This window comes from Pseudoflavonifractor sp. MSJ-37 (genome assembly GCF_018917965.1).
Lineage (GTDB): Bacteria > Bacillota > Clostridia > Oscillospirales > Oscillospiraceae > Pseudoflavonifractor_A.
On the sequence record NZ_JAHLPP010000004.1, the window covers coordinates 191,986 to 215,470 of the forward strand.

24 protein-coding genes and 2 tRNA genes are annotated in these 23,485 nt (G+C 63.8%); 14 read left to right on the plus strand and 12 right to left on the minus strand.

Going from position 1 to position 23,485, the window contains the following annotated elements; all coding sequences use genetic code 11:
* Positions 1–24: 24 nt before the first annotated feature.
* Complete coding sequence (locus tag KQI12_RS09675; RefSeq protein ID WP_216572870.1) at positions 25–462, minus strand: DUF1934 domain-containing protein; 438 nt, start codon at positions 460–462, stop codon at positions 25–27.
* A 103-nt stretch (positions 463–565) separates the two neighbouring features.
* Entirely contained in the window at positions 566–1,378 is an 813-nt protein-coding gene (gene murI / locus KQI12_RS09680; protein WP_216572919.1) for a glutamate racemase, read from the minus strand.
* Between the two features lie 261 nt (positions 1,379–1,639).
* Between murI and KQI12_RS09685 the strand changes: the two genes are divergently transcribed.
* Positions 1,640–2,059: a hypothetical protein gene (locus tag KQI12_RS09685; RefSeq protein WP_216572872.1), complete on the plus strand. Its 420-nt coding sequence runs from the start codon at positions 1,640–1,642 to the stop codon at positions 2,057–2,059.
* Positions 2,060–2,150: 91 nt separating this feature from the next.
* Positions 2,151–4,307, plus strand: a complete 2,157-nt coding sequence (locus KQI12_RS09690) for a Tex family protein (RefSeq protein ID WP_216572873.1) — start codon at positions 2,151–2,153, stop codon at positions 4,305–4,307.
* Between the two features lie 76 nt (positions 4,308–4,383).
* Here the strand turns inward: KQI12_RS09690 and KQI12_RS09695 are convergent, their stop codons facing one another.
* The 3 genes from KQI12_RS09695 to KQI12_RS09705 form a co-directional block, all read right to left on the minus strand.
* Positions 4,384–4,749, minus strand: coding sequence for a DUF6483 family protein (locus KQI12_RS09695; protein ID WP_216572875.1), 366 nt, complete (start codon positions 4,747–4,749; stop codon positions 4,384–4,386).
* 140 nt (positions 4,750–4,889) lie between these two features.
* A tRNA-Tyr gene (locus KQI12_RS09700) sits at positions 4,890–4,973 on the minus strand.
* 28 nt (positions 4,974–5,001) lie between these two features.
* Positions 5,002–5,077: transfer RNA gene (locus KQI12_RS09705), tRNA-Thr, on the minus strand.
* Positions 5,078–5,331: 254 nt separating this feature from the next.
* Here KQI12_RS09705 and KQI12_RS09710 point away from each other — a divergent pair.
* The 9 genes from KQI12_RS09710 to KQI12_RS09750 all read left to right on the plus strand — a co-directional run bounded on the left by KQI12_RS09710 (position 5,332) and on the right by KQI12_RS09750 (position 13,434).
* Entirely contained in the window at positions 5,332–5,661 is a 330-nt protein-coding gene (locus tag KQI12_RS09710) for a sigma-70 family RNA polymerase sigma factor (protein WP_216572876.1), read from the plus strand.
* A 73-nt stretch (positions 5,662–5,734) separates the two neighbouring features.
* Positions 5,735–6,385, plus strand: coding sequence for an HAD family hydrolase (locus tag KQI12_RS09715; RefSeq protein ID WP_216572877.1), 651 nt, complete (start codon positions 5,735–5,737; stop codon positions 6,383–6,385).
* A 246-nt stretch (positions 6,386–6,631) separates the two neighbouring features.
* Positions 6,632–7,504 carry a phosphate ABC transporter substrate-binding protein gene (locus KQI12_RS09720; protein ID WP_216572878.1) on the plus strand — a complete coding sequence of 291 codons (873 nt, stop codon included), beginning with the start codon at positions 6,632–6,634 and terminating at the stop codon, positions 7,502–7,504.
* Positions 7,505–7,700: 196 nt separating this feature from the next.
* Positions 7,701–8,579 carry a phosphate ABC transporter permease subunit PstC gene (gene pstC, locus KQI12_RS09725; RefSeq protein WP_216572920.1) on the plus strand — a complete coding sequence of 293 codons (879 nt, stop codon included), beginning with the start codon at positions 7,701–7,703 and terminating at the stop codon, positions 8,577–8,579.
* Between the two features lie 25 nt (positions 8,580–8,604).
* Entirely contained in the window at positions 8,605–9,468 is an 864-nt protein-coding gene (pstA, locus tag KQI12_RS09730; RefSeq protein ID WP_216572879.1) for a phosphate ABC transporter permease PstA, read from the plus strand.
* A gap of 23 nt (positions 9,469–9,491) precedes the next feature.
* Positions 9,492–10,274, plus strand: coding sequence for a phosphate ABC transporter ATP-binding protein PstB (gene pstB, locus KQI12_RS09735; protein ID WP_216572922.1), 783 nt, complete (start codon positions 9,492–9,494; stop codon positions 10,272–10,274).
* A 63-nt stretch (positions 10,275–10,337) separates the two neighbouring features.
* Complete coding sequence (gene phoU / locus KQI12_RS09740) at positions 10,338–10,979, plus strand: phosphate signaling complex protein PhoU (RefSeq protein ID WP_216572881.1); 642 nt, start codon at positions 10,338–10,340, stop codon at positions 10,977–10,979.
* Positions 10,980–11,028: 49 nt separating this feature from the next.
* The gene (locus tag KQI12_RS09745) at positions 11,029–11,685 is read left to right on the plus strand and encodes a response regulator transcription factor (protein ID WP_216572883.1); all 657 of its coding nucleotides are present in this window, start codon (positions 11,029–11,031) and stop codon (positions 11,683–11,685) included.
* A gap of 12 nt (positions 11,686–11,697) precedes the next feature.
* Complete coding sequence (locus tag KQI12_RS09750; RefSeq protein WP_216572885.1) at positions 11,698–13,434, plus strand: cell wall metabolism sensor histidine kinase WalK; 1,737 nt, start codon at positions 11,698–11,700, stop codon at positions 13,432–13,434.
* A gap of 72 nt (positions 13,435–13,506) precedes the next feature.
* On the opposite strand, the gene KQI12_RS09755 is transcribed toward KQI12_RS09750, so the two are convergent.
* The 4 genes from KQI12_RS09755 to rpsF form a co-directional block, all read right to left on the minus strand.
* Entirely contained in the window at positions 13,507–14,862 is a 1,356-nt protein-coding gene (locus tag KQI12_RS09755; RefSeq protein ID WP_216572887.1) for a uracil-xanthine permease family protein, read from the minus strand.
* A 219-nt stretch (positions 14,863–15,081) separates the two neighbouring features.
* Positions 15,082–15,321, minus strand: coding sequence for a 30S ribosomal protein S18 (rpsR, locus tag KQI12_RS09760; RefSeq protein WP_087238992.1), 240 nt, complete (start codon positions 15,319–15,321; stop codon positions 15,082–15,084).
* A 124-nt stretch (positions 15,322–15,445) separates the two neighbouring features.
* Entirely contained in the window at positions 15,446–15,934 is a 489-nt protein-coding gene (locus KQI12_RS09765; RefSeq protein ID WP_216572889.1) for a single-stranded DNA-binding protein, read from the minus strand.
* Between the two features lie 10 nt (positions 15,935–15,944).
* Entirely contained in the window at positions 15,945–16,241 is a 297-nt protein-coding gene (gene rpsF / locus KQI12_RS09770; RefSeq protein WP_216572891.1) for a 30S ribosomal protein S6, read from the minus strand.
* Positions 16,242–16,480: 239 nt separating this feature from the next.
* On the opposite strand from rpsF, the gene KQI12_RS09775 reads away from it, so the two are divergent.
* Positions 16,481–17,848, plus strand: coding sequence for an MATE family efflux transporter (locus tag KQI12_RS09775; RefSeq protein ID WP_216572893.1), 1,368 nt, complete (start codon positions 16,481–16,483; stop codon positions 17,846–17,848).
* 92 nt (positions 17,849–17,940) lie between these two features.
* On the opposite strand, the gene nagZ is transcribed toward KQI12_RS09775, so the two are convergent.
* The 3 genes from nagZ to KQI12_RS09790 are packed head-to-tail and all read right to left on the minus strand — an operon-like array spanning position 17,941 to position 21,862.
* Positions 17,941–19,200 (minus strand): beta-N-acetylhexosaminidase, encoded by a 1,260-nt coding sequence (gene nagZ / locus KQI12_RS09780; RefSeq protein WP_216572895.1) that lies wholly within the window; start codon positions 19,198–19,200, stop codon positions 17,941–17,943.
* Positions 19,197–21,269 carry a ribonuclease R gene (gene rnr / locus KQI12_RS09785; protein ID WP_216572897.1) on the minus strand — a complete coding sequence of 691 codons (2,073 nt, stop codon included), beginning with the start codon at positions 21,267–21,269 and terminating at the stop codon, positions 19,197–19,199. Before rnr ends, nagZ begins: the two co-directional genes overlap by 4 nt.
* Positions 21,270–21,289: 20 nt before the next feature.
* Complete coding sequence (locus tag KQI12_RS09790) at positions 21,290–21,862, minus strand: 4'-phosphopantetheinyl transferase superfamily protein (RefSeq protein WP_371818008.1); 573 nt, start codon at positions 21,860–21,862, stop codon at positions 21,290–21,292.
* A gap of 147 nt (positions 21,863–22,009) precedes the next feature.
* Here KQI12_RS09790 and KQI12_RS09795 point away from each other — a divergent pair, with 147 nt between their 5' ends.
* Both KQI12_RS09795 and secG read left to right on the plus strand, forming a co-directional pair.
* Positions 22,010–22,504 (plus strand): phosphatase PAP2 family protein, encoded by a 495-nt coding sequence (locus tag KQI12_RS09795; protein ID WP_216572899.1) that lies wholly within the window; start codon positions 22,010–22,012, stop codon positions 22,502–22,504.
* A 189-nt stretch (positions 22,505–22,693) separates the two neighbouring features.
* Entirely contained in the window at positions 22,694–22,915 is a 222-nt protein-coding gene (secG, locus tag KQI12_RS09800) for a preprotein translocase subunit SecG (protein ID WP_216572926.1), read from the plus strand.
* Positions 22,916–23,485 lie beyond the last annotated feature (570 nt).

Genomic DNA, 23,485 nt, shown 5'->3' on the forward strand with positions numbered 1-23,485 from the left:
CGAAACGAGACGAGGCGGGCGGGATCAGCGGCGGTCCGCCTGCCGGACCTGGATATCGAAGGTGTTCCGCCCGGCCAGAGCATGGTCCACCTCCAGGTCATAGACGATATGCAGGGCGCCTCCCTGTCGGTCCAGGCCGCAGGAGAGCTCCCGGGTGTTGACCCCCATGGCCAGCGCGCCATAGGGCGTGTCATACATGGAGAGGTGCCGGCGGCCCAGCTCGAAGACCATCTCGGAGTTGAACTGGCCCAGCCGCAGGAGCGTTACCCGCTCCGGCTCGATCTGGAAGGTGGTCAGGGTCCCGTCCATGCCGGTGACCTCGCTCTCCTGATAGCTGAGGGTGAACTGGCCGTCCCCCTCGTCCTCCAGTCTGCCCTCTGTCACCAGCTCGATGACGTCCTCCTTCTGTCCTTCGCCGGCCTGGATGCCGCGGATGGAGATGATCACATTGTTCTCGGTCATAGTACGGTCCTTCTCTTCAAGTCCAGCCGCCGTACCACGGCGGCCATTGTGTTACTGGATCATTATACATGGATGAAATGGGCCTGTAAAGGGCAAATTTGGCTCAAAACTGCCCGATATCCACCTGAGTGACGTCGCCGGTCACGTCTTGGCGGAGGAAGATGGAGGCCAGACGGGAGAAGTCCTCCACCCGGTCGCTGACGAAATAGCGGCGGGTGCCCTCGGCCCGGTCGGCCAGGGCGTCGGAGAGCCGCAGCTTCTCCACCACCTCACGGGCCCCTTCGGCCCCGGCGTTGATCAGCTGGACGTCTGGTCCCATGAAGTCGCCGATGACCTCCTCCAGCAGAGGGTAGTGGGTACAGCCCAGCACCAGCGTGTCCACACCAGCGTCCCGGATGGGGGAGAGATACTCCCGCACGATGGTCTCGATGACCACGTCGCCCCGATGGAAGCGCCCGTTTTCCACCAACGGGACGAACAAGGGGCAGGGACGGGCAAAGATCTGGGCCTCCGGCAGGGCGGAGGTGATGTAGCGCTCGTAGGCGCCGCTCCGGATGGTGGCCTGGGTGCCGATGAGTCCGATCCGATGGTTCCGGGTGGCCTGGGCGGCGGCCCGGGCGGCGGGCTCCACCACGCCCAGGATGGGGATGGGGTTCTCCCGTGCCAGCAGGTCCAGTGCCGTGGTGGACACGGTGCCGCAGGCGATGACGATGGCCTTCAGGTCGAAGGTGCGCAGGAAGGCCACGTCCTGGCGCGCGTATTTGCGGATGGTCTCCTTGGAGCGGGAGCCGTAGGGCACCCGCCCGGTATCGCCGAAGTAGACGATATCCTCTCCGGGGAGCAGACGAATCAGCTCCCGCACTGTGGTCAGGCCGCCGAGGCCCGAGTCGAAAACGCCGATAGGCTTCTGGTCCATGTTCCGGTCCTTCCCGACCGCCCGGGGGCGGCCCTGTCGTTCGACGCCGCGCTCCGCCCGTCCGTCCGGCGGAACGGCAGACATCCGTTCACATCCTTACTATCATACGCAAAAGGAGCGGGATAGGCAAGCACTTTTTTTCTTTTGTCGGATCCGACCACGGCGGTTTGACAACGAACGCAAAAACACTATAATATAATGGTGAGAGCGGAGGCCCTGCGGCTCCGCTCTGCCGACAGGACAGCGAGGAGGTCTGCGGATATGAAGCTGGAACTGACTGCCAAACAATTCCGCCGTCTGTTGGATATGGCCTACATCGGCAACTGGATCTTGAATTCGACCCGCGGTGATGACCGGTTCAAGGATTACGACGACGTGGAGAGCCTGCTGTTCGCCAAGGCGCGGGAAGAGGGCATGGGCGTCCTGACGGAGGACTGGAAGGGCGAGGCCGTCCCATCCCGGGCCTTTGCCGAGGGCGGCATCCACGAGGCGATCATGGAATACGAGAACAACGTCTTTTTCGACATCCTGGCCGAGGACCTGGCCCGCCGGGACATGGATGACGTGCCCATCGACGAGTCCAATTATGATGAGCTCAACCGGCGGATCGACGCCTATATCGCCGAATTCGACCAGCATGGGACGGACAATATCCTGGTGGACAGCGATACCCTGCCCTGACAGACGGAACGAAAGAACGAACGAGACAGAGCCGGAGGCCCTTTCCAGGTCCCCGGCTCTCCCCATCTTAGGATCGAAAAGGAGACGAGCTATGGATACCATCCTACCGCTTCTGGCCCAAGAGCTGGGCCGGGACCCGGTCCATGTGGAAAACGTGGTGCGGCTGATCGACGAGGGGAACACGATCCCCTTCATCGCCCGCTACCGGAAGGAGCTCCACGGGGCCATGGACGATACGACGCTCCGCACACTGGCCGACCGGCTCCAGTATCTGCGAAACCTGGAGAAGCGCCGGGAGGAGGTCAAGAAAGCTATCGGGGGCCAGGGCAAGCTCACAGAGGAGCTCACCGCCGCCATCGACGGGGCCGCTACGCTGGCCGAGGTGGAGGACCTGTACCGCCCCTATAAGCAGAAGCGGCGCACCCGTGCCGCCGTGGCCCGGGAGAAGGGGCTGGAGCCGCTGGCCCAGCGGCTCTTCGCCCAGCGGCGGGACTGCCCGGATCCGGCAGAGGCCGCCCGGGCCTATCTGGACCCGGAGAAGGGCGTGGAGACGATCGCCGACGCTTTGCAGGGGGCCCACGACATCGTGGCGGAGCAGATCGCCGACGATGCCGCCGTCCGCAAGAGCCTGCGGGAATGGACTCTCCGGCGGGGAAGGCTGGTCTCCAAAGCTGCCGTGGAGGAGGATTCGGTGTACCGGCTGTATTACGACTTCAGTCAGTCTATCCCACGGCTCCAGGGCCATCAGATCCTGGCTATGGACCGGGGCGAGCGGGAGGAGAAGCTCCGGCTCACGGTGGTCGAGGACCGGGAACAGCTGCTCCCGATGGTCTGCCGGGCGGTCGTGGTGCCCGGCTCCAGGGCCATGGAGTTCGTGAAGGATGCCGCCGAGGACGCCTTGGACCGGCTGATCTGGCCCTCGCTGGAGCGGGAGATCCGGCGGTCCCTCACCGAGCGGGCCGCTGAGGGCGCGATCCATAACTTCGCGCTGAACCTGCGCCCCCTGCTCATGCAGGCTCCCGTGAAGGGCAAGGTGGCCATGGGCCTGGACCCCGGCTACCGCAACGGCTGTAAGGTGGCGGTGGTGGATGCCACCGGCAGGGTGCTGGACACGGCGGTGGTCTATCCCACCTTCAACGACCGGAAGAAGCGGGAGGCCATGGACCGGCTGGAACAGCTGATCCGAACACACGGGGTGGAGGTCATCGCCATCGGCAACGGCACCGCCTCGAAGGAGACGGAGCTCATGACCGCCCAGATGTTGAAGGAGCTGCCCGCCGGGAGCGTCAGCTACATGGTGGTCAGCGAGGCGGGGGCGTCGGTCTATTCCGCCTCTCCGCTGGCGGCGGAGGAGTTCCCGGAGTACGACGTGAACCTGCGCTCTGCCGTGTCCATCGCCCGGCGGCTCCAGGACCCGCTGGCGGAGCTGGTGAAGATCGACCCCAAGGCGATCGGCGTGGGGCAGTACCAGCATGATATGCCCCAGGCACGGCTGGATGAGGCTCTCTCCGGCGTGGTGGAGGACTGCGTGAACGCGGTGGGCGTGGATGTGAACACCGCCTCCGTGCCCCTCCTGGGCCGGGTGGCGGGCCTGAACAGCACCACCGCGAAAAACATCGTCAAGTACCGGGAGGAGAACGGGCCCTTCACCAGCCGGAGTCAGATCCGGAAGGTCCCCAAGGTGGGGCCCAAGGCCTTCGAGCAGTGCGCCGGCTTCCTCCGGGTGCCGGAGAGCGGGAACGTGCTGGACCGCACCGGCGTCCATCCGGAGAGCTACGGGGCGGCGGAGAAACTCCTGGCACTCACGGGCCACCGTCTGGACGAGGTGGAGAAGGCGCGCCTCGCCGATCTGGAGGACAAGCTCCGGGCAATCGGTCTGGACGCGGCGGCGGAGCGGTGCGGCGTAGGCCGCCCCACACTGGAGGACGTGGTGAAGGAGCTCCAGAAGCCCGGACGGGACCCCCGGGACGAGCTTCCTCCGCCCATGCTCCGCACGGATGTGATGGACCTGAAGGACCTGAAGCCGGGCATGGAGCTGAAGGGCACGGTCCGCAATGTGATCGACTTCGGCGCCTTCGTGGACATCGGCGTCCATCAGGACGGTCTGGTCCACATCACCCAGCTGGACACGCCCCGCCGGGTAAAGCACCCCTCGGAGGTCCTCTCTGTGGGCGACGTGGTGACCGTGTGGGTCAAGGACGTGGACCCCGCCCGCAAGCGGATCTCTCTGACCATGCGGAAGCCGTAAAGGGATACCATAGATAGATGCGAGGAGGCCCCGGCAGCGCCGGGGCCTCCTCATTGTAGATCATGGATGTGCGGCCTCACATGGGCAGCTCCACGCCGAACTGGCGGGCCATGTCGCGCAGTCCCTCACCGATCTCCTCCCGCTGGAAGCCGCCGGCCTCCAGATCCTGGTCGGAGAAATTGTTCAGGTGGACGTAGAAGTCCAGCGCGATTTCCAGATAGCGCAGGTCCCCCAGATCGGTCTTTTCGTAGAGAAGGTCCTCCGCCTCGTTGAACTTGTTCTGCTTGATGAGCTGGTCCAGAGCGAACCAGAGGCCGTCGGCCTCCGCGTCGGCCTCCAGACCGCTGGGGGTGTACTCGGTGCCCTGCTTGCGCAGGACCAGATGGGCGATGGTGGTGGCCAGCGCGTCCGTGGAGCGGACCAGATAGTCGTCTTTCAGCATAGGGAAGGGCTCCTCTCTTCAGAAAATATCCTGACAGGATACTTGACTTCTTTTTTAGTCTGTGGTATCCTATCAGTAAACTCGAACATCTGTTCTTGCAACAACACGAAAAAACGCCCCGCCGATTGGCAGGACGCTTTTGGTGGAGGAGAGTGGATTCGAACCACTGAAGCTAACGCAACAGATTTACAGTCTGCCCCCTTTGGCCACTCGGGAACTCCTCCATATGAACTTTTCAGCTCCAAAGGACGATGGAGCTGGTGGACGGACTCGAACCCCCGACCGGTTGATTACAAATCAACTGCTCTACCAACTGAGCTACACCAGCGAATCAGCTCATCCACAACGACGCTTATTATAAGGCATGGGATCGGAGTTGTCAACATCTTTCTGCAAAAAAGTTCGAGAAATTTTCGGAAGAGAGAGGAGAGGGTCGGATACGGTCGGCCGCGTCCGTCTCGATCCCCTGCGGGACCTCCAGCGGGAAGCGCCTGCGGCCTGGTGCCGCCGGTGCCAGGCGGAGCTCTACGGAGGGGAGCGGGACTACTGCCCCGCCTGCCGGCGGGAGAAGGAGGAAGAGGAATGGAAAGAACACGATACCATCGGAGAGACGATGAGGACTATGCCGCTCTGGTGGCTTACAGCAGAGCGGTCCTGGATGGGACGGAGCATCGGGACCGGAGACATGAGCGGCTCCGACGCGACCTGCTCCGGGCGCTCCGGGAGGATGTGACGCCGCGCCAGCAGGAATACCTGGCCTATTATTATGGAGAGGGACTCACTATGGCAGAGATCGGGGCACGGCTGGGCGTGCATCCGACCACAGTGTCCCGGACCATCAAGCGGGGAGAGGCGCGGCTGCGCCGGTGTCTGCGTTATGGGGCGGCGGCCCTGCTGGAGCAGACGGCCTGACCGGCATTGCGCCGGGGAGCGGCCTATGCTATGATAGAAGAAACAGAGGAACGACAACAGGAGGGATCCACCTATGGACTATCGCGCAGTCCTCTTCGATTTCGATTTCACCCTGGGCGACGCCTCGGAGGCGATCGTGGCCGGATTCCAGCACGCCTTCCGGAAGATGGGCCTGCCCGTGCCTGAGCCGGATGCTGTCCGCCGGACCATCGGGCTGGTGCTGGAGGACGCCTTCACGCTCTTGTCCGGGGATCCGGCGCCGGAGCGCCGGACCCAGTTCCGGGCCTATTTCACGGAGGTGGCGGTGCCCATGCAGATCGAAGGGACCAGGCTCTTCCCCGGAGCGGTGGAACTGCTGGAGGCCCTGAAAGAGGCGGGGATCCCGGCCGCCATCGTCACTACCAAGCGGGCGGATACCCTGCGGAGGGTACTGGAGCGGCGGGGCGTGCTGCCTCTGCTGGCCTCCATCACGGGGAGCGAGGACGTCGCAAAGCCCAAGCCAGACCCGGAGGGCCTGCTGGCCGCCGTGGCGGCCATGGGGATCCCGGCGGAGCGGGCGCTCTTCTGCGGCGACACGGTGATTGACGCGGAGACCGCCCAGCGGGCCGGAGCCTCCTTCGCCGCCGTCCTGAACGGGACCACCCCGGCGGAGGCTTTCGAGGCATTCCCTCACGCCCACATCGCGCCGGACCTGGCGGAGCTCCGGACGTGGCTGGGGCTGTGACTCAAAAAAGACAGATCGGACAGATTGAGGGCCTGCTCAAATTGAGCGGGCCCTGTCATTTTGCCATCGGCGGACGAAATGCGGACTGAGGAGAGGAAAGTGTACGCAGTGAGTGGACGAATAAGATGACTGCTTTACAAACTCTTTACCGATCCGTGCAGGACGCCTTTACAGAGGATGCGGTATACTGACAGCGTTCCAACGAGGATGATACATCGACAATATACAGATCGGAGAACGAGAAACATGAAAAGACTGACTTCTATCGCACTGACTGGCATCCTGTCCATCGGCCTTCTGGCCGGCTGCGGCTCCAATGGTGCCTCCGGCTCCGCAGACGCCTCCAACAGCACCGCCCCCGCCAGCGACGCGCCTTCTGCCGCAGCCAGCCTGAGCGGTGTGGTCAACACCGACGGCTCCACCTCTATGGAGAAGGTGATGGGCGCTCTGGGCGAGGCTTTCATGGAGGCGGACCCGGACGTGACGGTGGCTTACAGCGGCACCGGCTCCTCCGCCGGCATCACCGCCGCTATGGACGGCACCGCCGATATCGGCCTGGCCAGCCGCGACCTGAAGGACTCTGAGACCGGGGTCCACGCCATCACCGTGGCCAAGGACGGCATCGCGATCATCGTCAACCCGGAGAACCCCGTGGCGGACCTGTCCCTGGAGCAGATCGGCCAGCTCTTCACCGGCGACATCACTAACTGGTCCGAGGTGGGCGGCAATGACGGCGAGGTGGTGCCCATCGGCCGTGAGGCCGGCTCCGGTACCCGCGACGGCTTCGAGACCATCACCGACACCAAGAACGCCTGCAAGTATACCAACGAGCTGACCTCCACCGGCGAGGTGATCGCCAACGTGGCCTCCAACCCCAACGCCATCGGCTATGCCTCCCTGTCCGCGCTGGACGACACCGTGAAGGCTGTCACCGTGGGCGGTGTGGCCGCCAGCGAGGACACCGTCCTGGACGGCAGCTACGCGGTCCAGCGTAACTTCAACTTCATCATCAGCGACAGCAAGGAGCTCTCCGACGTGGCGCAGGCGTTCGTGGACTTCGCCACCTCCGCCGACGCCTCCGACCTGATCAAGAACGCCGGCGCTGTGCCTCTGGCCTGATCCCTCTCTCCCGATGCAGTCCCCTCTTTGACCGAAGAGCGCCCTCGGGGCGGCGGAGCGACGTGTGCCGCCGCCGTCCGGGGGCGCTCCCATAGAAGGAGCGATCATGACTTCCAACGATAGAAAGGTGGGACCTATTCCCATGGATGCCTCTCTGCCCGGCCTGAAGCCCACGGCGAAGCCCGCCGCCCAGGCCATGCGTACCAGCCCCAAGCGGGCCGTGGAGCGGGGGATGCAGGCCGTGTTCCTGCTGTGCGGCCTCATCTCCATCGGCTTCGTCCTCTTCATCAGCGTCTATCTGATCCTCTCCGGCATCCCCGCCATCGCCCAGATCGGCCCGACGAAGTTCCTCTTCGGGACCACTTGGGCCTCTACGGCGGCGGAGCCTCAGTTCGGGATCCTGCCCTTCATCCTCACGTCGATCTACGGCACCGCAGGCGCCATCCTGATCGGCGTGCCGGTGGGCTTCCTGACCGCCGTGTTCCTGGCCAAGGCGGCGCCGCCCCGTCTGGCGGCGGTGGTCCGCCCCGCCATCGAGCTGCTGGCGGGCATCCCCTCCGTGGTGTATGGCCTGATCGGCATGATGGTGCTGGTCCCCGCCGTGCGGGAGCTCTTCCACCTGCCGGACGGCGCCAGCTTGTTCTGCGCTATCCTGGTGCTGGCGGTGATGATCCTGCCCTCCATCGTCTCCGTATCCGAGACCGCCCTCCAGGCAGTGCCGCGGGAGTATGAGGAGGCCAGCCTGGCACTGGGCGCCACCGAGATCGAGACCTATTTCCGGGTGTCCGTCCCCGCCGCCAAGAGCGGCATCGCGGCCTCCATCGTCATGGGCATCGGCCGGGCCATCGGAGAGGCCATGGCCGTCATCATGGTGGCCGGCAACGTAGCCAATATGCCCTCGCTCTTCTCCTCTGTCCGCTTCCTGACCACCGCCGTGGCCAGTGAGATGAGCTATGCCGCCGTGGGCTCCCTCCAGCAGCAGGCCCTCTTCTCCATCGCTCTGGTGCTGTTCCTCTTCATCATGCTGATCAATGTGATCCTGAACAGCCTGCTGAAGCGGGGCGGGGACGACTGACCGTAGAAAAGGAATGATACATACCATGGGAACACAGACGCTTTCCGGCTCCCGCCGGGCCTATGACCGCATCCTCCGGGCGCTCCTCTATCTGAGCGCCCTCCTGACCTGTGCCCTGCTCCTGTTCATCATCGGGTACATCTTCATCAAGGGCCTGCCCCATGTGACTTGGGAGCTCCTGAGCACCAAGCCCAGCTACATCAAGGACAGCATCGGTATCCTGCCCAACATCGTGAACACGGTGTTCATCGTGGCGGTGACGCTGGTGATCACCCTGCCCCTGGGCGTGGGCGCGGCGGTGTACCTGACTGAATACGCGCAGAACCGGAGGCTAGTGGCCGCCATCGAATTCGCCACGGAGACCCTGACCGGCATCCCGTCCATTATCTTCGGCCTGGTGGGCATGCTCTTCTTCTGCAACTTCCTCTCTCTCGGGAAATCCCTGCTGGCCGGAGCGCTGACGCTGGTGATCATGACCCTGCCCACCATCATCCGCACCACGCAGGAGTCCCTCAAGACCGTGCCGCAGAGCTACCGGGAGGGGGCCCTGGGCCTGGGTTCCGGCAAATGGCACATGATCCGCACCATCGTCCTGCCCGCGTCGATCGACGGCATCGTCACCGGCTGTATCCTGGCGGTGGGCCGGATCGTGGGCGAATCGGCCGCCCTGCTCTTCACCGCCGGCATGGGCATGACGCTGAACGATCTCTTCACCGCCAACGGCTTCCTGCACAGCTCCGGCGCGACTCTGACCGTGGCGCTGTATGTGTACGCCAAGGAGCGGGCGGAGTTCGACGTAGCCTTCGGCATCGCCGCGATCCTCATGCTGCTGACCCTTGTGATAAACCTGGCCGCCAAGCTGGTGGGACGCCGGCTCCGCCAGAACTGAAGGAGAAAACGACTATGACAGATATGGATGATCTGCGGGAGGACCGCCAGGGGAGCGCGGTCCTGTCCGCCCAGAAGCTGAACCTCTACTACGGCGCCGCCCACGCCCTGAAGGACGTGGACATCGATATCCAGGAGAAGCGGGTCACCGCCCTGATCGGCCCCTCCGGATGCGGCAAGTCCACCTTCCTCAAGACCCTGGACCGGATGAACGACTTGGTCCCCGGCGTGCGGATCGAGGGCACCGTCTCCTACCGGGGACAGGACATCTACGCGCCTTCGGTGGACGTGACCTGGCTCCGCCGGCAGATCGGCATGGTGTTCCAGAAGCCAAACCCCTTCCCCATGTCGATCTACGACAACATCGCCTATGGTCCCCGGACCCACGGCATCCGGAACAAGAGTCAGCTGGACGACATCGTGGAGCAGTCCCTCCGGGGCGCGGCGATCTGGGACGAGGTGAAGGACCGGCTGAAAAAGTCCGCCCTGGGCCTCTCCGGCGGCCAGCAGCAGAGGATCTGCATCGCCCGGGCCCTGGCCGTGGAGCCCGACGTCCTGCTGATGGACGAAGCCACTTCCGCGCTGGACCCCATCTCCACCTCGAAGATCGAGGATCTGATCTCCGACCTGAAGAGCAGATACACGATCGTGATCGTGACCCACAATATGCAGCAGGCCACCCGGATCTCCGACCAGTGCGCCTTCTTCCTGTTGGGCGAGCTGATCGAGTACGGCAACACGACCGACCTCTTCTCCGTCCCCAAGGACAAGCGGACGGAGGACTATATCACCGGCCGGTTCGGATGATGGGCGGTTTGCCCTTGCGGAACGGCCGCTGAGCCGTCATAATAGACAGGAGGGAACACGAACATGCGCAAGACGTTCGACGCCGAGCTCCAGGAGCTGGGCGCGGAGATGATCGATATGGCCGCCGCGGCCGAGGACGCGATCGATCTGGTGACGGCCTCTCTGGCCGCTCCGGACGACCGGCAGGCCCGGGAGGCCACGGCCATGACTCAGAACATGGACCAGAACGAGCGGGAGATCGAGAACCGCTGTCTCCGGCTCCTGCTCCAGCAGCAGCCGGTGGCCCGGGACCTGCGGACGATCTCCGCCGCACTGAAGATGGTGACGGACCTCCAGCGGATCGGAGACCAATGCGCCAACATCGCGGAGATCTCCCTGCTCCTGGCCAGGGAGGGCCCGGTGCCCGACCACATCCGGGAGATGAGCCGGAAGGCATCCTCCATGGTCAAGCGGGCCATCTTCGCCTATGCCAACCGGGAGGAGGGCGCCGCCCATGAGGTCATCGGCATGGATGACGCGGTGGACGCGCTTTTCCGGGAGGTCAAGGGAGAACTGGTCACGCTGATCCGGGAGGACCGGGAGAGCGCCGACCGGGCCATCGACCTGATCATCATCGCCAAGTACCTGGAGCGGATCGCGGACCACGCGGTCAACATCGCCCAGTGGGCGATTTACTGCGTCACCGGCAGCATCGAGCCGGTCTGAGCGCTGATACGAAGAGGGAGGCATTCCATCCATGTCCGCCAATGCAGATATGATCGTGGTCGTCGAGGACGACAGCAGTATCCGGGAGATGCTGCGCTACTATTTCCAGTCCACCGGGAGCGAAGTCCGGGCCTATGAGAGCGGAGAGGAGTTCTTCGCGGGCGAGCAGGGACGCTCCGCCCCGTCGATCTATCTGCTGGACATCATGCTGCCGGGCATGGATGGGCTGGAGATCCTCCGCCGCCTGCGGGGGAGCCGCACCACGGCCGACGTGCCGGCGATCATGCTCACCGCCCGGACGGCGGAGATGGACCGGGTGACCGGTCTGGAGAGCGGCGCGGACGACTATGTGGTCAAGCCCTTCGGACTCATGGAGCTCCAGGCCCGGATCAAGGCGGTGCTCCGCCGGACCCGGCGGGAGTCCCCAGTCCTCCGGTGCGGGGATCTGGAGATCGACACCGCCGCCCGGATCGTGCGGAAGAGCGGGGAGCAGGTGGAGCTGACCTACAAGGAGTTCGAGCTCCTGCGTCTGCTGGCGCTCCACCGGGGGGCGGTGCTGAGCCGGGACGAGATCCTGCGGGCAGTGTGGGACTACGACTTCACCGGGGAGACCCGCACGGTGGATATGCATATCAAGGCCCTGCGGCAGAAGCTGGGGGACGACGTGATCGCCACGGTCCGGGGCGTGGGCTATAAGATGAACTGAGGAGGCGGGGAGATGAAGCGACGGCTCATCCTTTCTACACTATGTATCGTGCTGGCGGCCCTGCTGGTCTCCAACGGCCTGGGATGCTGGCTCCTGTTCCGGGAGGAGCGGGCGGATGCCTCGGAGAACCTGCGGGAGCTCCTGATCCTGATGGACAGCGAGAGCCAGATCACCGACCCGGAGAGCGCCGCAGAACAATTTCGGCAGGCGGCCCCGGACAAACGGCTCACCATCATCACCTCCGAGGGAAGGGTGCTGGTGGACACCAAAGCCGATGCGCAGGAACTGGAGGACCACGCCGGCCGGCCGGAGGTGATCACAGCCCGGTCCTCCGGGTGGGGCGAGGACGTGCGCGCTTCGGACACCGTGGGAGTGCCCATGCTGTATGTGGCCAGGCGCTTCACCGACGGCATGATCGGCCGGGCGTCGGTGCCGTTGTCCTCCATCGACGAGCTGGTCTGGCAGAACGCCGCCGGGCTCCTGGCCGCCTCGCTGGTGGGCCTGGCGCTGGCGCTGGCCCTGTCCCGGCGGATGGCCCGCCGGGTGTTGGAACCCCTGGCCGCCGTGGGCAACGCCCTCACCGGCGCGATCTCCGGGGCCTCCACCAGCTCGCTGGACGTGTTCCGGGGAGACGATGAGCTCCGGCCGATCCTGCGGTATATCGACACGCTGGTGGAACAGCTGAGCGCGTCGATCCAGAACCTGACGACCGAGCGCAACAAGGTATCGCTGATCCTGGACTGCATGGACGAGGGGCTCCTCCTGCTGGACGAGCAGGGGAGCCTGCTGGCCAGCAACCGGGCGGCCCGGAGCCTCTTCGGCGTGCCGGAGGACTCCAAGGACGCCGCCGGGCTCCTGGTCCTCACCCGGAGCCGCCGCCTGAGGGAGGCGGCAGCGGAGTGCCACCGAGAGAAGAACGCCGTCCTCATGGACGTGGACGACCTGCCGGAGCAGGGCAGGAGCCTGCGCTTTTTCCTGTCACCGGTATCCAGTCATCAGTACGCCGGGCAGAACGTAGGCACCTCGGTGCTGATCTCCGACGTGACGGAGCTGAAGCGGGCGGAACAGATCCGGGCGGATTTCACCGCCAACGTGTCTCACGAGCTCAAGACCCCCCTGACCTCCATCAAGGGGTTCAGCGATATGCTGGCCTCCGGCATGGTGGCCTCTCCGGAGGACCAAAAGCGGTTCGCCGCACTGATCAGCGTGGAGGTGGACCGGCTGATCGACCTGATCAACGACATCCTGGAGCTCTCCAGGCTGGAGTCTGTGACCATGGAACAGGACGGGGGCGCCGCATCGGTGCTGGCCGCTGTCCGGGAGACGGCAGAGCTGTTGGACCTGAAGGCCCAGGAGAACGGCGTGACCATCCATGTGGAAGGGACTGAGTGCCGGGCGGCCATCCCGGAGGACCGGCTCAAAGAGGTGATCCTCAATCTGATGGAGAACGGCATCAAGTACAACCGTCCCGGCGGCATGCTCACCGTCACGGTGGAGCCTGCGGGCGAGGAGGCGGTGATCACCGTGTCCGACACCGGCATCGGCATCCCGGAGGAGGCCCAGAAGCGGGTGTTCGAGCGGTTCTACCGGGTGGACAAGGGCCGTTCCCGGAAGGCGGGCGGTACCGGGCTGGGCCTGGCCATCGTGAAGCACATCGTGGCCCTGTACCACGGCACCATCCGGCTCACCAGCAAGCTGGATGAGGGATCCACCTTCCGTGTCAGCCTTCCGTTGGCAAAGACGAGATGAAAGAGAACGCTCCCGCCGGACTCTGAAAAGGAGTCCGGCGGGAGCGTTTTGCCTATGGAGAAGGGGGAACGGTCAGGCGTCCAGGTCGGCGCGCTCCTTGGCCTCTTCCTCAGCGGTCTTGTTGGGAGCGATGAGGTTGAGGATGAAGGACACGATGCCGGCTACCACCACAGGGCTGGTCAGCAGGGTCTGGGCCAGACTGGGGAAGTTTTCCAGAGCGGGGGTGCCGGCCAGCGTGGACAGGCCCATGCCTAGGGCGATGGAGACGCCTACGATGGTGCTGTCACGGGCGGTGAGGGGCTTGACGGTCAGGAGCTTCAGACCGGTCAGTGTGATCATGCCGAACACGATCAGAGTACCGCCTCCGATGACGGGGGAGGGCAGGGTGGACATGAGGGCGCTGAACTTGGGGATCACGCCAAAGGCCAGCATGATACCGGCGGCGATGGTCATCACCCGGCGGCTGACGATCTTGGTCATGGACACGATGCCCACGTTTTGGCTGTAAGAGGACACCACGGGGACACCGAACACGGCGCCCACCAGGGTGGCGAGGCCGGAGGCTAGGACGCCGCCGGTGAGTTCCTTGCCGGAGGGCTCACGGTCATAGCCGCCCACGGTGGTGCCGCTCATGTCGCCCACGGCCTGGATCACGTTGACCACCGTGATCAGCACGATGGGGAGGACCATGGAGAGGTCGAACACAGGTATGCCGAAGTAGAAGGGCTTTGGCAGCGCGATCCAATTGGCAGAGGCCACGCCGTCGAAGCTGACCATGCCCAGAGCCAGCGCGATCACATAGCCCACGGCGGAGCCCAGCAGGATGGAGGCCATTTTGACCACGCCCTTGCCCAACAGGTTGAAGAGCAGGACTGCGGCCAGCGTCAGGAAGGCCACCAGCCAGTTCTGGAGAGCGCCGTAGCTGGGAGAGCTGGCACCACCGGCCATGTACTTCAGAGCGATGGGGTACAGGGACAGGCCGATGGACAGGATGATGGTGCCAGTGACGATAGAGGGGAAGAACTTATGCAGCTTGCCTACGCAGAGGCCAAGCACCATGGACAGGACACCGCAGAGGACCTGGGCGCCGAACACGCCGGGCAGACCATACTGGGCGGCGATAGGGGTGAACACGGGGACACAGGTGAAGCCCGCACAGAAGATGATGGGCAACCGGGAGCCCACCGGGCCCAGCGGGAAGAGCTGGATCAGGGTGGCGAAGGCGGACATCATCAGGGAATACTGGATCATCAGGGTCTTGGTCGCCGGGTCGGCTCCAGCGGCTCCGGCGATGACGATGGGGACGGTGATGGTCCCCAGGAACATCGCCATGATGTGCTGGAGGGAGATCGGAAGGGCTTTGCGGATAGGCGGATCGCTTTCATAGACGTACAGGGAGCGGCTCGTCTCCTTTGGTACTTGTGCCATGGTGGGTTTCTCCTCTCTTTATTATCCTTCTTCAATTCGCTCTGGATCTTGGCGACGGTGGATCGCCAAAATTCATATAGTTATTATATGACAGAAAGAAATAGAGGTCAAGTTATACAATGAAATTTCAAATACGAAAAGGATGAAAAGCAAAAAAATGGGAAAATGGGCAAAAAAAGCGGACCAGCCACGAGGGCTGGTCCGCTGTGGATCCGATGATTAGTCGGTCACGAAGGGCAGCAGGGCGATCTGACGGGCACGCTTGATGGCCTCAGTCAGCTGGCGCTGATGCATCGCGCAGGTACCGGTGGTCCGGCGGGGAAGGATCTTGGAACGCTCAGACAGGAAACGGCGCAGCTTGGCCGCATCCTTGTAGTCGATGTGCTCCACCTTGTCCACACAGAAGGTGCAGACCTTGCGGCGCTTGCGGCCGCGGGGACGCTCTCTATCCATAGCCATGGTACAGTACTCCTTTCAACGAATGCTTCCACAGGGCAGGAACGGCTCTGCGGAGCGGGGATAGCGTCAGAGACGCTAAGCCGGAAGATCCGGCTGAGTCTTGAAGCTCGGCCCCCGATCCTTATCAGAAGGGGAGCTCTCCGTCGTCATCAGACAGGTCGGCGAACTGATCGCCGCCGCTGAGAGGCGCGGAGTAGGCGGGCGCGGCAGGCGCGGCCTGCTGAGGAGCAGGGGCGCTGTAGCCGCCATAGGCGGGCGGAGGGGCATAGGCCCCGGCGGCCTCGGCGTCCCGCTTGGAGTCGCCGAAGTACACATTGTCCGCCACGACCTCCGCGGAACGGCGCTTATTGCCGTTCTGGTCGGTCCAGTCACGGAGCTGGAGCCGGCCCTCCACCACGGCCATGCGGCCCTTGGTGAAATAACGGGAGACGAACTCCGCCGTGCTGCGCCAGGCCACGATGTCGATGAAATCGGTGGCCTTCTCGCCGGTCTGCTTATCCTTGAAGTCCCGGTCCACCGCCAGAGAGAAGGACGCCACAGCGGTGCCCGTCTGAGTATGGCGGAGCTCGGGATCACGGGTCAGGCGACCCATCAGGATGATACGGTTCAGCATAGCTGCCTCCTTAGTCGTCCTTGCAGACGATGAGGGAGCGCATCACACCGTCGGTGATACGGAAGATACGGTCCAGCTCCTGGGGGAAGGCGGGAGCGGAGCTGAAGGTCATCAGCACATAGTAGCCCTCGTTCAGGTCGTTGATGGGATACGCCAGATGACGCTTGCCCCACTCGTCGACCTCAGCCAGAGTGCCGTTGTTCTCCACCAGACCCTTGAACTTGGCCACCAGAGCGGCGGTAGCCTCCTCGGTCAGGCTGGGATCGAGGATGTAGACGGCCTCGTAGTTCGCGTTCAGTTTTGCCATTTCGTTGCACCTCCTTATGGACATATGGCCCCTGCCGCTTGCAGGGGCAAGGATGTGCTCGTTCATTCGAACAAGCTCTACTATTATATCGGATCGACGGGGAAAGTCAAGGGATTTTTTCAAAAAAGACGGAAAATTCCGCACATGGGACCTATTTCCCTTTCCACTGATGTGTGATATCATAGGAATGATATGGAAACACGGATCGAGAAACAGAGATCGAGAAGGAGGGGACGCCCATGCACGGCGATCTGACCCGGGGGCCTGTCGTCAAGACGATGCTCCTCTTTGCCCTACCTATGATCGCGGGAGACCTGCTCCAGCAGTGCTACAACATCGCGGACACTCTGATCGTGGGACGTGCCCTGGGGCCGACCGCTCTGGCGGCGGTGGGATCCTCCTATACGCTGATGACCTTCCTGACCTCTATCCTGCTGGGGATGTGCATGGGTAGCGGCGCGGTATTCTCCATCCGCCACGGGGCAGGGGAACGGGAAAAGCTCCAGGAGAGCCTCTTCACCTCCTTCGTGCTGATCGGAGCGGCGGCGCTGGTGGTGAACGGGGCAGTGTTCCTGTTCCTGGATCCGATCATGTCCCTGCTCCAGGTGCCAGAGGACACCTATCCCCTGATGCGGACCTATCTGTGGGCGGTGTTCTGGGGGATCCTGGCCACCTTCCTCTATAATTGGTTCGCCTCCCTCCTGCGGGCGGTGGGGAACTCGGCGGCTCCGGTGTTGTTTTTGGCGGTGAGCGCCCTGCTGAACATCGGCCTGGACCTGCTGTTCGTGCTGGGCTTCCGGTGGGGCGTGGCCGGAGCGGCCTGGGCCACGGTGATCGCCCAGTATCTCTCCGGCATCGGGATCGGGGTCTATACCTGGCGGCGTTTCCCATGGCTCCGGCCGGAACAGCGTCTGTGCCGGCTCCGCCGGGAGCGGGTACGGGAGATCGGACAGTTCTCCCTGCTGACCTGCCTCCAACAGTCGGTGATGAACTTCGGCATCCTGCTAGTCCAGGGACGGGTGAACTCCTTCGGTACCACGGTGATGGCGGCCTTCGCCGCGGCGGTGAAGATCGATTCCTTCGCCTATATGCCGGTGCAGGATCTTGGCAATGCCTTCTCTACCTTCGTGGCTCAAAACTATGGGGCACGGAAGCCGGAGCGGATCCGGACCGGGATCCGGCGGGCGGCGGCGATCGCGGCGGTGTTCTGTGTGATCGTTTCGGCGGCGGTGTGCCTGCTGGCCCGACCGCTGATGACGATCTTCGTGTCCCCGGAGGAGACCGAGATCCTGGCCATCGGGGCGCAGTATCTGCGGATCGAGGGAGCGTTCTATTGGGGCATCGGGTGCCTGTTCCTGTTCTATGGCATCTACCGGGCGCTGGAGCGGCCTGGGATGTCGGTGCTGCTGACGATCGTCTCGCTGGGGACCCGGGTATTGCTGGCCTATACGCTGTCCGCCATCCCGGCGGTGGGCGTGCGGGGCATCTGGTGGTCCGTGCCGATCGGCTGGATCCTGGCGGATCTGGTGGGCTTGGTGTACTATCAGGCCAGGCAGAGAGACCTTTTCGCGGGGATGGAAGGACCGCGGCAGACGACAGACGTCTGATCGGACGGCAAGACAGAGGACCGGCATCCGCGCCCGATGGGGCGGATGCCGGTCCGTTTTTGCGAGGACGAGGGTCGAACGCCATATTTGGCCTAAGACTGGGGGAGCTGCTCCAACAGGGTGCGGATCTGTGCGTCGATGGTCAGGGTGTCTGGAGAGGGCACCGGGGCGTTGGTGAAGCGGAACTCGGTCTTGGCAAAAAGGATCCGCCGGACGCTCTCATCCAGACGGGACTCGGAGATCCGGCCGCTGGAGACAGCGTCCAGCAGGGCGGCGCGGGCCTCCGCCAGCGGCTCGTCCCCGTGGCAGAGCAGGAGCATGTCGCACCCGGCCTCCACGGCAAGGACGGCGGCCTCTCCCACACCATAGTGCTTGACGATGGCCCCCATGGTCAGGTCATCCGTGAACACGAGCCCCTGGAAGCCGAGGTCCTCCCGCAGGAGCTCCGTGACGACCTTGGGGGAAAGGGAGGCAGGGCGGTCTGGGTCGAGGCCCTTCTCCAAAATATGGGCCACCATCACGGCCGGGGCCTGATGCCGGATGGCAGTGCGGAAGGGGATCAGCTCCAGAGCCTCCAGCTCCTCCCTGGACTTGTCCACCACGGGCAGGTCCTGATGGGAGTCCACGGCGGTGTCCCCGTGGCCGGGGAAGTGCTTCACCACCGGCAGGACGCCCCGGTCCGTGATGCCCTGCCAGGCGGCGGTGCCCAGCTCCGCCACGGTATCGGGATCGGAGCCGAAGGCGCGGTCCCCGATGACGGTGTTCTCGGGAGAGGACCATACGTCCAGCGAGGGGGCATAGTCTGTGTTCAGGCCGAAAGCGGCGCACTCAGCCCCCAGCACCCGGCCGAAGCGGGCGGCGATCGTAGTGCTCCCGGCCGCGCCGAAGGTCTGGGCGGAGGGGAGCGGGAGGACCTCCGGCGGCATCCGCTCCACCCGGCCGCCCTCCTGATCCACGGAGAGCAGGAGGGGGATCTCGCCTTCGTTCAGCGCTTTGACCGCGTTAGTGAGGGCGGCCAGCTGGGCGGCGCTCTCCACGTTGCGGGAGAAGAAGATCAGTCCGCCCACATGGTAGTCCCGGATGGCGGTCTGGGCATCCGGCCCGGGAGCGTGGCCCTCCAGACCGGCCACCAGGAGCTGCCCCACCTTTTCCTCCACGGTCATGGCGGAGAGCTGGATCTCCACCGGGTCCGGTGCGGGCGTGGGAGTCGATGTCGGAGCGGCGGAAGGGACGGACGAAACGGAAGACTGGGGCGTCCCGGCGGGAGCGATGCTGGGGACCGGGTCGGCGGAGCAGGCGGTCAAGACTGATACAGAGAGGAATGACAGCAGGAGAAGATGTCGGAACGTCATCTGTGCCGCCCTCGTTTCCCTTTGTTCCTGCCCTTGAAGGAGGGGTGGGAGGGCTTCCGGCCGGGCTTGCGGCCCACCTGACGCTCCAGCCGCTCCCGGACGATCTCGCCGGCGCGGGGGATGCCCTCCCGGACCGGGACGCCGGGGAGGCGCAGGTCGATCTGGCCGCTTCCGGGATCGGCGGAAGCGCAGATGGCCCGGAGGGGCGTACCGAGGGCGTAGGCCGCCTTGTCCGGCCCGGTGAGGGTCATATGGTCCTCGTCGAAGTCATACCGGCCGGCCGGCAGAGCTTCAATCGGCAGGAAGCCCTCCACGCCGTTCTCCAGCAGGAGGAAAAGGCCGAAGCGGGTGACGCCGGACACGGCGGCGGAGAAGGCCTCGCCGATGTGGTCCTGCATATACTCGGCCAGATAGCGCTTTTCGATCTCGCGTTCCGCGGTCTGGGCGGCCAGCTCCCGCTCCGAGGCCTGTCGGGCGGCCTTGGGGACGGCGGAGGCCAGCTTCTGTCCGGACCGACCCTCCAGTCCGCCCTCCAGCAGAGCGGTGAGGGAGCGGTGGACCATCAGGTCGGGATACCGGCGGATCGGAGAGGTGAAATGACAGTAATAGGGGGCGGCCAGACCGAAGTGGCCCAAGTTCTGGGGATCGTAGCGGGCTTTCATCAGGGAGCGGAGGACGATGGTGTTCACCAGAAAGGCCTCCGGTCTGCCCTTGGCCTGCTCCAGGACTTTTTGCAGAGAGAAATTGTCCGGCTCCTGGATGGCATAGCCCAGCGGAGCCAGCATGGCCTTGAGCGCCTCGGCCTTCTCCTGGGAGGGTTTCTCATGGACCCGGTAGACGGCGGGGATTTGCAGATGGGACAGATGCTCCGCCACGCACTCGTTGGCGGCCAGCATGAAGGACTCGATGAGACCCTCACTGACGCCGGGGGTCCGGGACTGGATGGCGGTGGGGCGGCCCTCTTCATCACAGATGATGTAGTTCTCCCGGCTCTCCAAGTCCAGACTGCCCCGGAGCTTCCGGCGGCGCTCCAGCACACCGGCCAGGGCGGCCATGTCCCGGAGCATGGGCAGGATGTCCTGATAGCGCTCGGCCAGCGCCGGATCTCCGCCTGCCAGGAGGACGTTGCAGTCCTCATAGGTCATGCGTTCCGTGGTGCGGATCACGGATCTGGCGATGGTATGTTCCACCACCGTGCCGTTCCCGTCCAGCGTCATGATGCAGGACAAGGTGAGGCGGTCCACTCGGGGATTCAGGGAACAGATGCCGTTGGAGAGGGCTTTGGGCAACATAGGGATCACCTGATCGGCAAAATAGACGGAGGTGCCCCGTTCCCAAGCCTCCACATCCATGGGCGAACCCATGGGCACATAGTGGCTCACATCGGCGATGTGGACGCCCAGCACCGGGCGGCCATGGGCATCCCGCTCCAGAGAGACGGCGTCGTCCAGATCCTTGGCGCTGGCTCCGTCGATCGTGATGATGCACTTCTCCCGCAGGTCCAGACGGCCGGTGAGGGCGGCGGGGTCCACGGTCTGCGGAGCCCGCTCTGCCAGGGCCAGGACCTCGGGCGGGAACTCCCGCTGGATATGCTGGTCGAAGAGGATGGACTCTACGGCGGCCTCGCGGGTGCCGTCCCGGCCGAACGTCTGGGCCACTGTACCCATAGGAGGCTGCTTGGCGGTGCCGTAGCCGGACATCTTCACGGCAATCTTATCGCCGGCGCGGACCTTGGCCTTGCCGACGATCTGGACCGGGGCACGGAGCTTGTCTCCATCGGGGATGAGCCAGTTTTCCCGGCCCTGCTTCCGGACTGCGCCGGTGACAGTGGGATTGCCCCGGCGGAGGATGGCCACGACCTTGGCGGTGCGCTTCTCTCCGGGAGCGGCCTGGACGGAGTCGGGCTTGATGGAGACGGTGTCTCCGTTCCAGGCGCCGTTCTCCATCCGAGGCGGGATGAAGAAGTCCTGCTCCCGGTCGGCGGCACCCTCTGGCGTGACGAAGCCGAAGCCCCGTCCGGCGGCCTGATAGACGCCGGTGATGGTATGGATCTGTTGGTTCGTTTTCATAGGTACTCCTTTATGACAGGTCAGATGGAGCGTGGATCGGAGCAGAGAAGGATGCCCGGCGGCTCCTCCTCTCCACAGCAGGCGGCACGCCAGTCCTCTCCGCTGTAGGAGCGGAACCGGAGACCGTCCAGTGCGGCGGACTCTCCCGGAGAGAGGAGTGGGACGCGGATCGAGCGGGCGGCCCGGTCCAGACCTTGACCGGTGTATTTGATCCGGCTCTCCTTCAATGTCCAGAGAGCGTAGAAATCCTCCCAGCGGCTCCCACGGGACTGATACCAGGAGAACTCCTCTTCGGAGAGAGCATAGCGGGGGAGACCGGGGCGTCGTGGGCAGATCCGCTCCACGTCCACGCCGATGGGGGCGGGAGCGATGCCGCAGAGGACCAAGGGGCCGCTGTGGCTCAGGTTGAAATGGAGCGGAGGCGGATCGCCTTCCAGTACCGGTTTACCTCCCGGAAGGGTGCGGAAGCGGGGGGCGGAGATGCCACGCCCGATCAGGATATGGTCCAGAAGGGGATGGGCGGCGGACTTGCCGTCCTCAGTACGGATGAGCCAGAGCTGGATCAGGACGATCCCTCCTTCGCGGTATGTCACCACTACTTAGAATATACGATCAGGGGATGGCATTATTTTACCCCATCCGGCGGGACATTACAACGCCGCCCTTGTGTCCGGCTGGAGAAACGGCTATAATGACTGCCGATGGATGATGGAGATGGAATGGAAAGGATGGGATGGCCCATGACCGAGGAGACCTATGAACGGTGGACTGCGTGGTTCCGTCGAAAGCCCGGGCGGGTCCGGGTGCTCAAGTGGGGGAACGACCTGCTGACGGGGATCTGCTACATCTGCTATCCAATCCTCCTGCTTTGGCTCATGTGGATCCGGGACGGACGCTTCTGGCGGGCGCTCCTGGTGCCGGGGATATCCTTCGTGCTGGTGAGCCTGTTCCGGAAATGGCGGGACTGCCCACGACCCTATGAACAGTTGGACATCGAGCCTCTGATCCACAAGGATACGAGAGGGAAGTCTTTCCCCAGCCGTCATGTGTTCAGCATCACCATCATCGCCGCGACCTGGTGGTACTTCTGTCCGGCGATGGGGGTAGTGTTCAGTGTATCTGCTGTCCTGCTGACAGCGGCGCGGGTCCTGGGCGGAGTGCATTTTCCAAGAGACGTGATGGCAGGGATCCTGATTGGCGCGGCAGCAGGGTGGCTCGGATATGGGATCCTCTGAGAGGATCGGGACCGAACAGATACGGCGGAGCAAGGAAAATATGCGGAAAAGCCCCAGCTCCTCTTGAAATCGGAACACTTCTGTGGTATCATGACAAACACGCATCAAAATGGGCGTGTCTTGCTATGCCCATGATCAAAAAGTAGATGCCCGAACAAGGGCCGAAAGGAAAGATGTAACGTGGTGAAGATGATCCTGAGCGTGGTCCTCGTCCTGTTGGCCCTGGCGCTCATCATGGTCGTTATGCTGCAGTCCGGCAAGAGTGCCGGCCTGTCCGGCGCGATCTCTGGTATGGCGGATACCTTCATGGCCAAGAACAAGGCGAAGGGTTGGGATGCCAAGCTGGCCCGCTGGACTAAGTGGGTGGCCATCGGCTTCATGGTCCTTCTGCTGGTCATCTGCCTGCTGTAAGCGGGAGAATAAGGAAAATGGACGTCCTTTCCGGCGGTACGGCTGGAAAGGACGTTTTCATATCTGCTGCGAAAAACTTCTAAGAAAGTCGAAAAAGGAGTTGACAAATGGGCTTGGGCTTGGTATCATAATCGAGCGCCTTGTGAGAGGGGTACTTTTGGAAGCCGAAAGCTTCGGGGGAGACCGGGCGGAAGCCGGACGGACCCGCGGGGCTGGATGAAAAAAGTGCTTGACAAACGTGAGAGCGCGTGGTAAACTAAACGAGTTCGCTCGAACAGAGCAGACCACTTCAAAAAGGACGGAGTTTTGAGGCACGAAGGCGGAAAGCCTTGAAAAACCTCGAAAAAAGTTCTTGACAGGCTCGAAAGAGTGTGGTAAAATGAACGGGTCGCTCGAGAGGGCGGACCGCTTGGATGAGAGCACTGAGAGCTGGAAAGCTCTGAAAAAAGTACTTGACAAGCGAACGAGAGTGTGCTAAAATATAGCGCACTGGACAGCGGAAGCTGTCGAGCGTGTACCTTGTAAATTAAACAACGTGAAAGTAACACGAAGCACCAGAAGGACAAATCG

Coding starts and splice junctions, on each gene's coding strand:
- KQI12_RS09675 (WP_216572870.1), bottom strand. CDS start 462: ATGACCGAGAACAATGTGATCATCTCCATCCGCGGCATCCAGGCCGGC.
- murI (WP_216572919.1), bottom strand. CDS start 1,378: ATGGACCAGAAGCCTATCGGCGTTTTCGACTCGGGCCTCGGCGGCCTG.
- KQI12_RS09685 (WP_216572872.1), top strand. CDS start 1,640: ATGAAGCTGGAACTGACTGCCAAACAATTCCGCCGTCTGTTGGATATG.
- KQI12_RS09690 (WP_216572873.1), top strand. CDS start 2,151: ATGGATACCATCCTACCGCTTCTGGCCCAAGAGCTGGGCCGGGACCCG.
- KQI12_RS09695 (WP_216572875.1), bottom strand. CDS start 4,749: ATGCTGAAAGACGACTATCTGGTCCGCTCCACGGACGCGCTGGCCACC.
- KQI12_RS09710 (WP_216572876.1), top strand. CDS start 5,332: ATGGAAAGAACACGATACCATCGGAGAGACGATGAGGACTATGCCGCT.
- KQI12_RS09715 (WP_216572877.1), top strand. CDS start 5,735: ATGGACTATCGCGCAGTCCTCTTCGATTTCGATTTCACCCTGGGCGAC.
- KQI12_RS09720 (WP_216572878.1), top strand. CDS start 6,632: ATGAAAAGACTGACTTCTATCGCACTGACTGGCATCCTGTCCATCGGC.
- pstC (WP_216572920.1), top strand. CDS start 7,701: ATGCGTACCAGCCCCAAGCGGGCCGTGGAGCGGGGGATGCAGGCCGTG.
- pstA (WP_216572879.1), top strand. CDS start 8,605: ATGGGAACACAGACGCTTTCCGGCTCCCGCCGGGCCTATGACCGCATC.
- pstB (WP_216572922.1), top strand. CDS start 9,492: ATGGATGATCTGCGGGAGGACCGCCAGGGGAGCGCGGTCCTGTCCGCC.
- phoU (WP_216572881.1), top strand. CDS start 10,338: ATGCGCAAGACGTTCGACGCCGAGCTCCAGGAGCTGGGCGCGGAGATG.
- KQI12_RS09745 (WP_216572883.1), top strand. CDS start 11,029: ATGATCGTGGTCGTCGAGGACGACAGCAGTATCCGGGAGATGCTGCGC.
- KQI12_RS09750 (WP_216572885.1), top strand. CDS start 11,698: ATGAAGCGACGGCTCATCCTTTCTACACTATGTATCGTGCTGGCGGCC.
- KQI12_RS09755 (WP_216572887.1), bottom strand. CDS start 14,862: ATGGCACAAGTACCAAAGGAGACGAGCCGCTCCCTGTACGTCTATGAA.
- rpsR (WP_087238992.1), bottom strand. CDS start 15,321: ATGGCTATGGATAGAGAGCGTCCCCGCGGCCGCAAGCGCCGCAAGGTC.
- KQI12_RS09765 (WP_216572889.1), bottom strand. CDS start 15,934: ATGCTGAACCGTATCATCCTGATGGGTCGCCTGACCCGTGATCCCGAG.
- rpsF (WP_216572891.1), bottom strand. CDS start 16,241: ATGGCAAAACTGAACGCGAACTACGAGGCCGTCTACATCCTCGATCCC.
- KQI12_RS09775 (WP_216572893.1), top strand. CDS start 16,481: ATGCACGGCGATCTGACCCGGGGGCCTGTCGTCAAGACGATGCTCCTC.
- nagZ (WP_216572895.1), bottom strand. CDS start 19,200: ATGACGTTCCGACATCTTCTCCTGCTGTCATTCCTCTCTGTATCAGTC.
- rnr (WP_216572897.1), bottom strand. CDS start 21,269: ATGAAAACGAACCAACAGATCCATACCATCACCGGCGTCTATCAGGCC.
- KQI12_RS09795 (WP_216572899.1), top strand. CDS start 22,010: ATGACCGAGGAGACCTATGAACGGTGGACTGCGTGGTTCCGTCGAAAG.
- secG (WP_216572926.1), top strand. CDS start 22,694: ATGATCCTGAGCGTGGTCCTCGTCCTGTTGGCCCTGGCGCTCATCATG.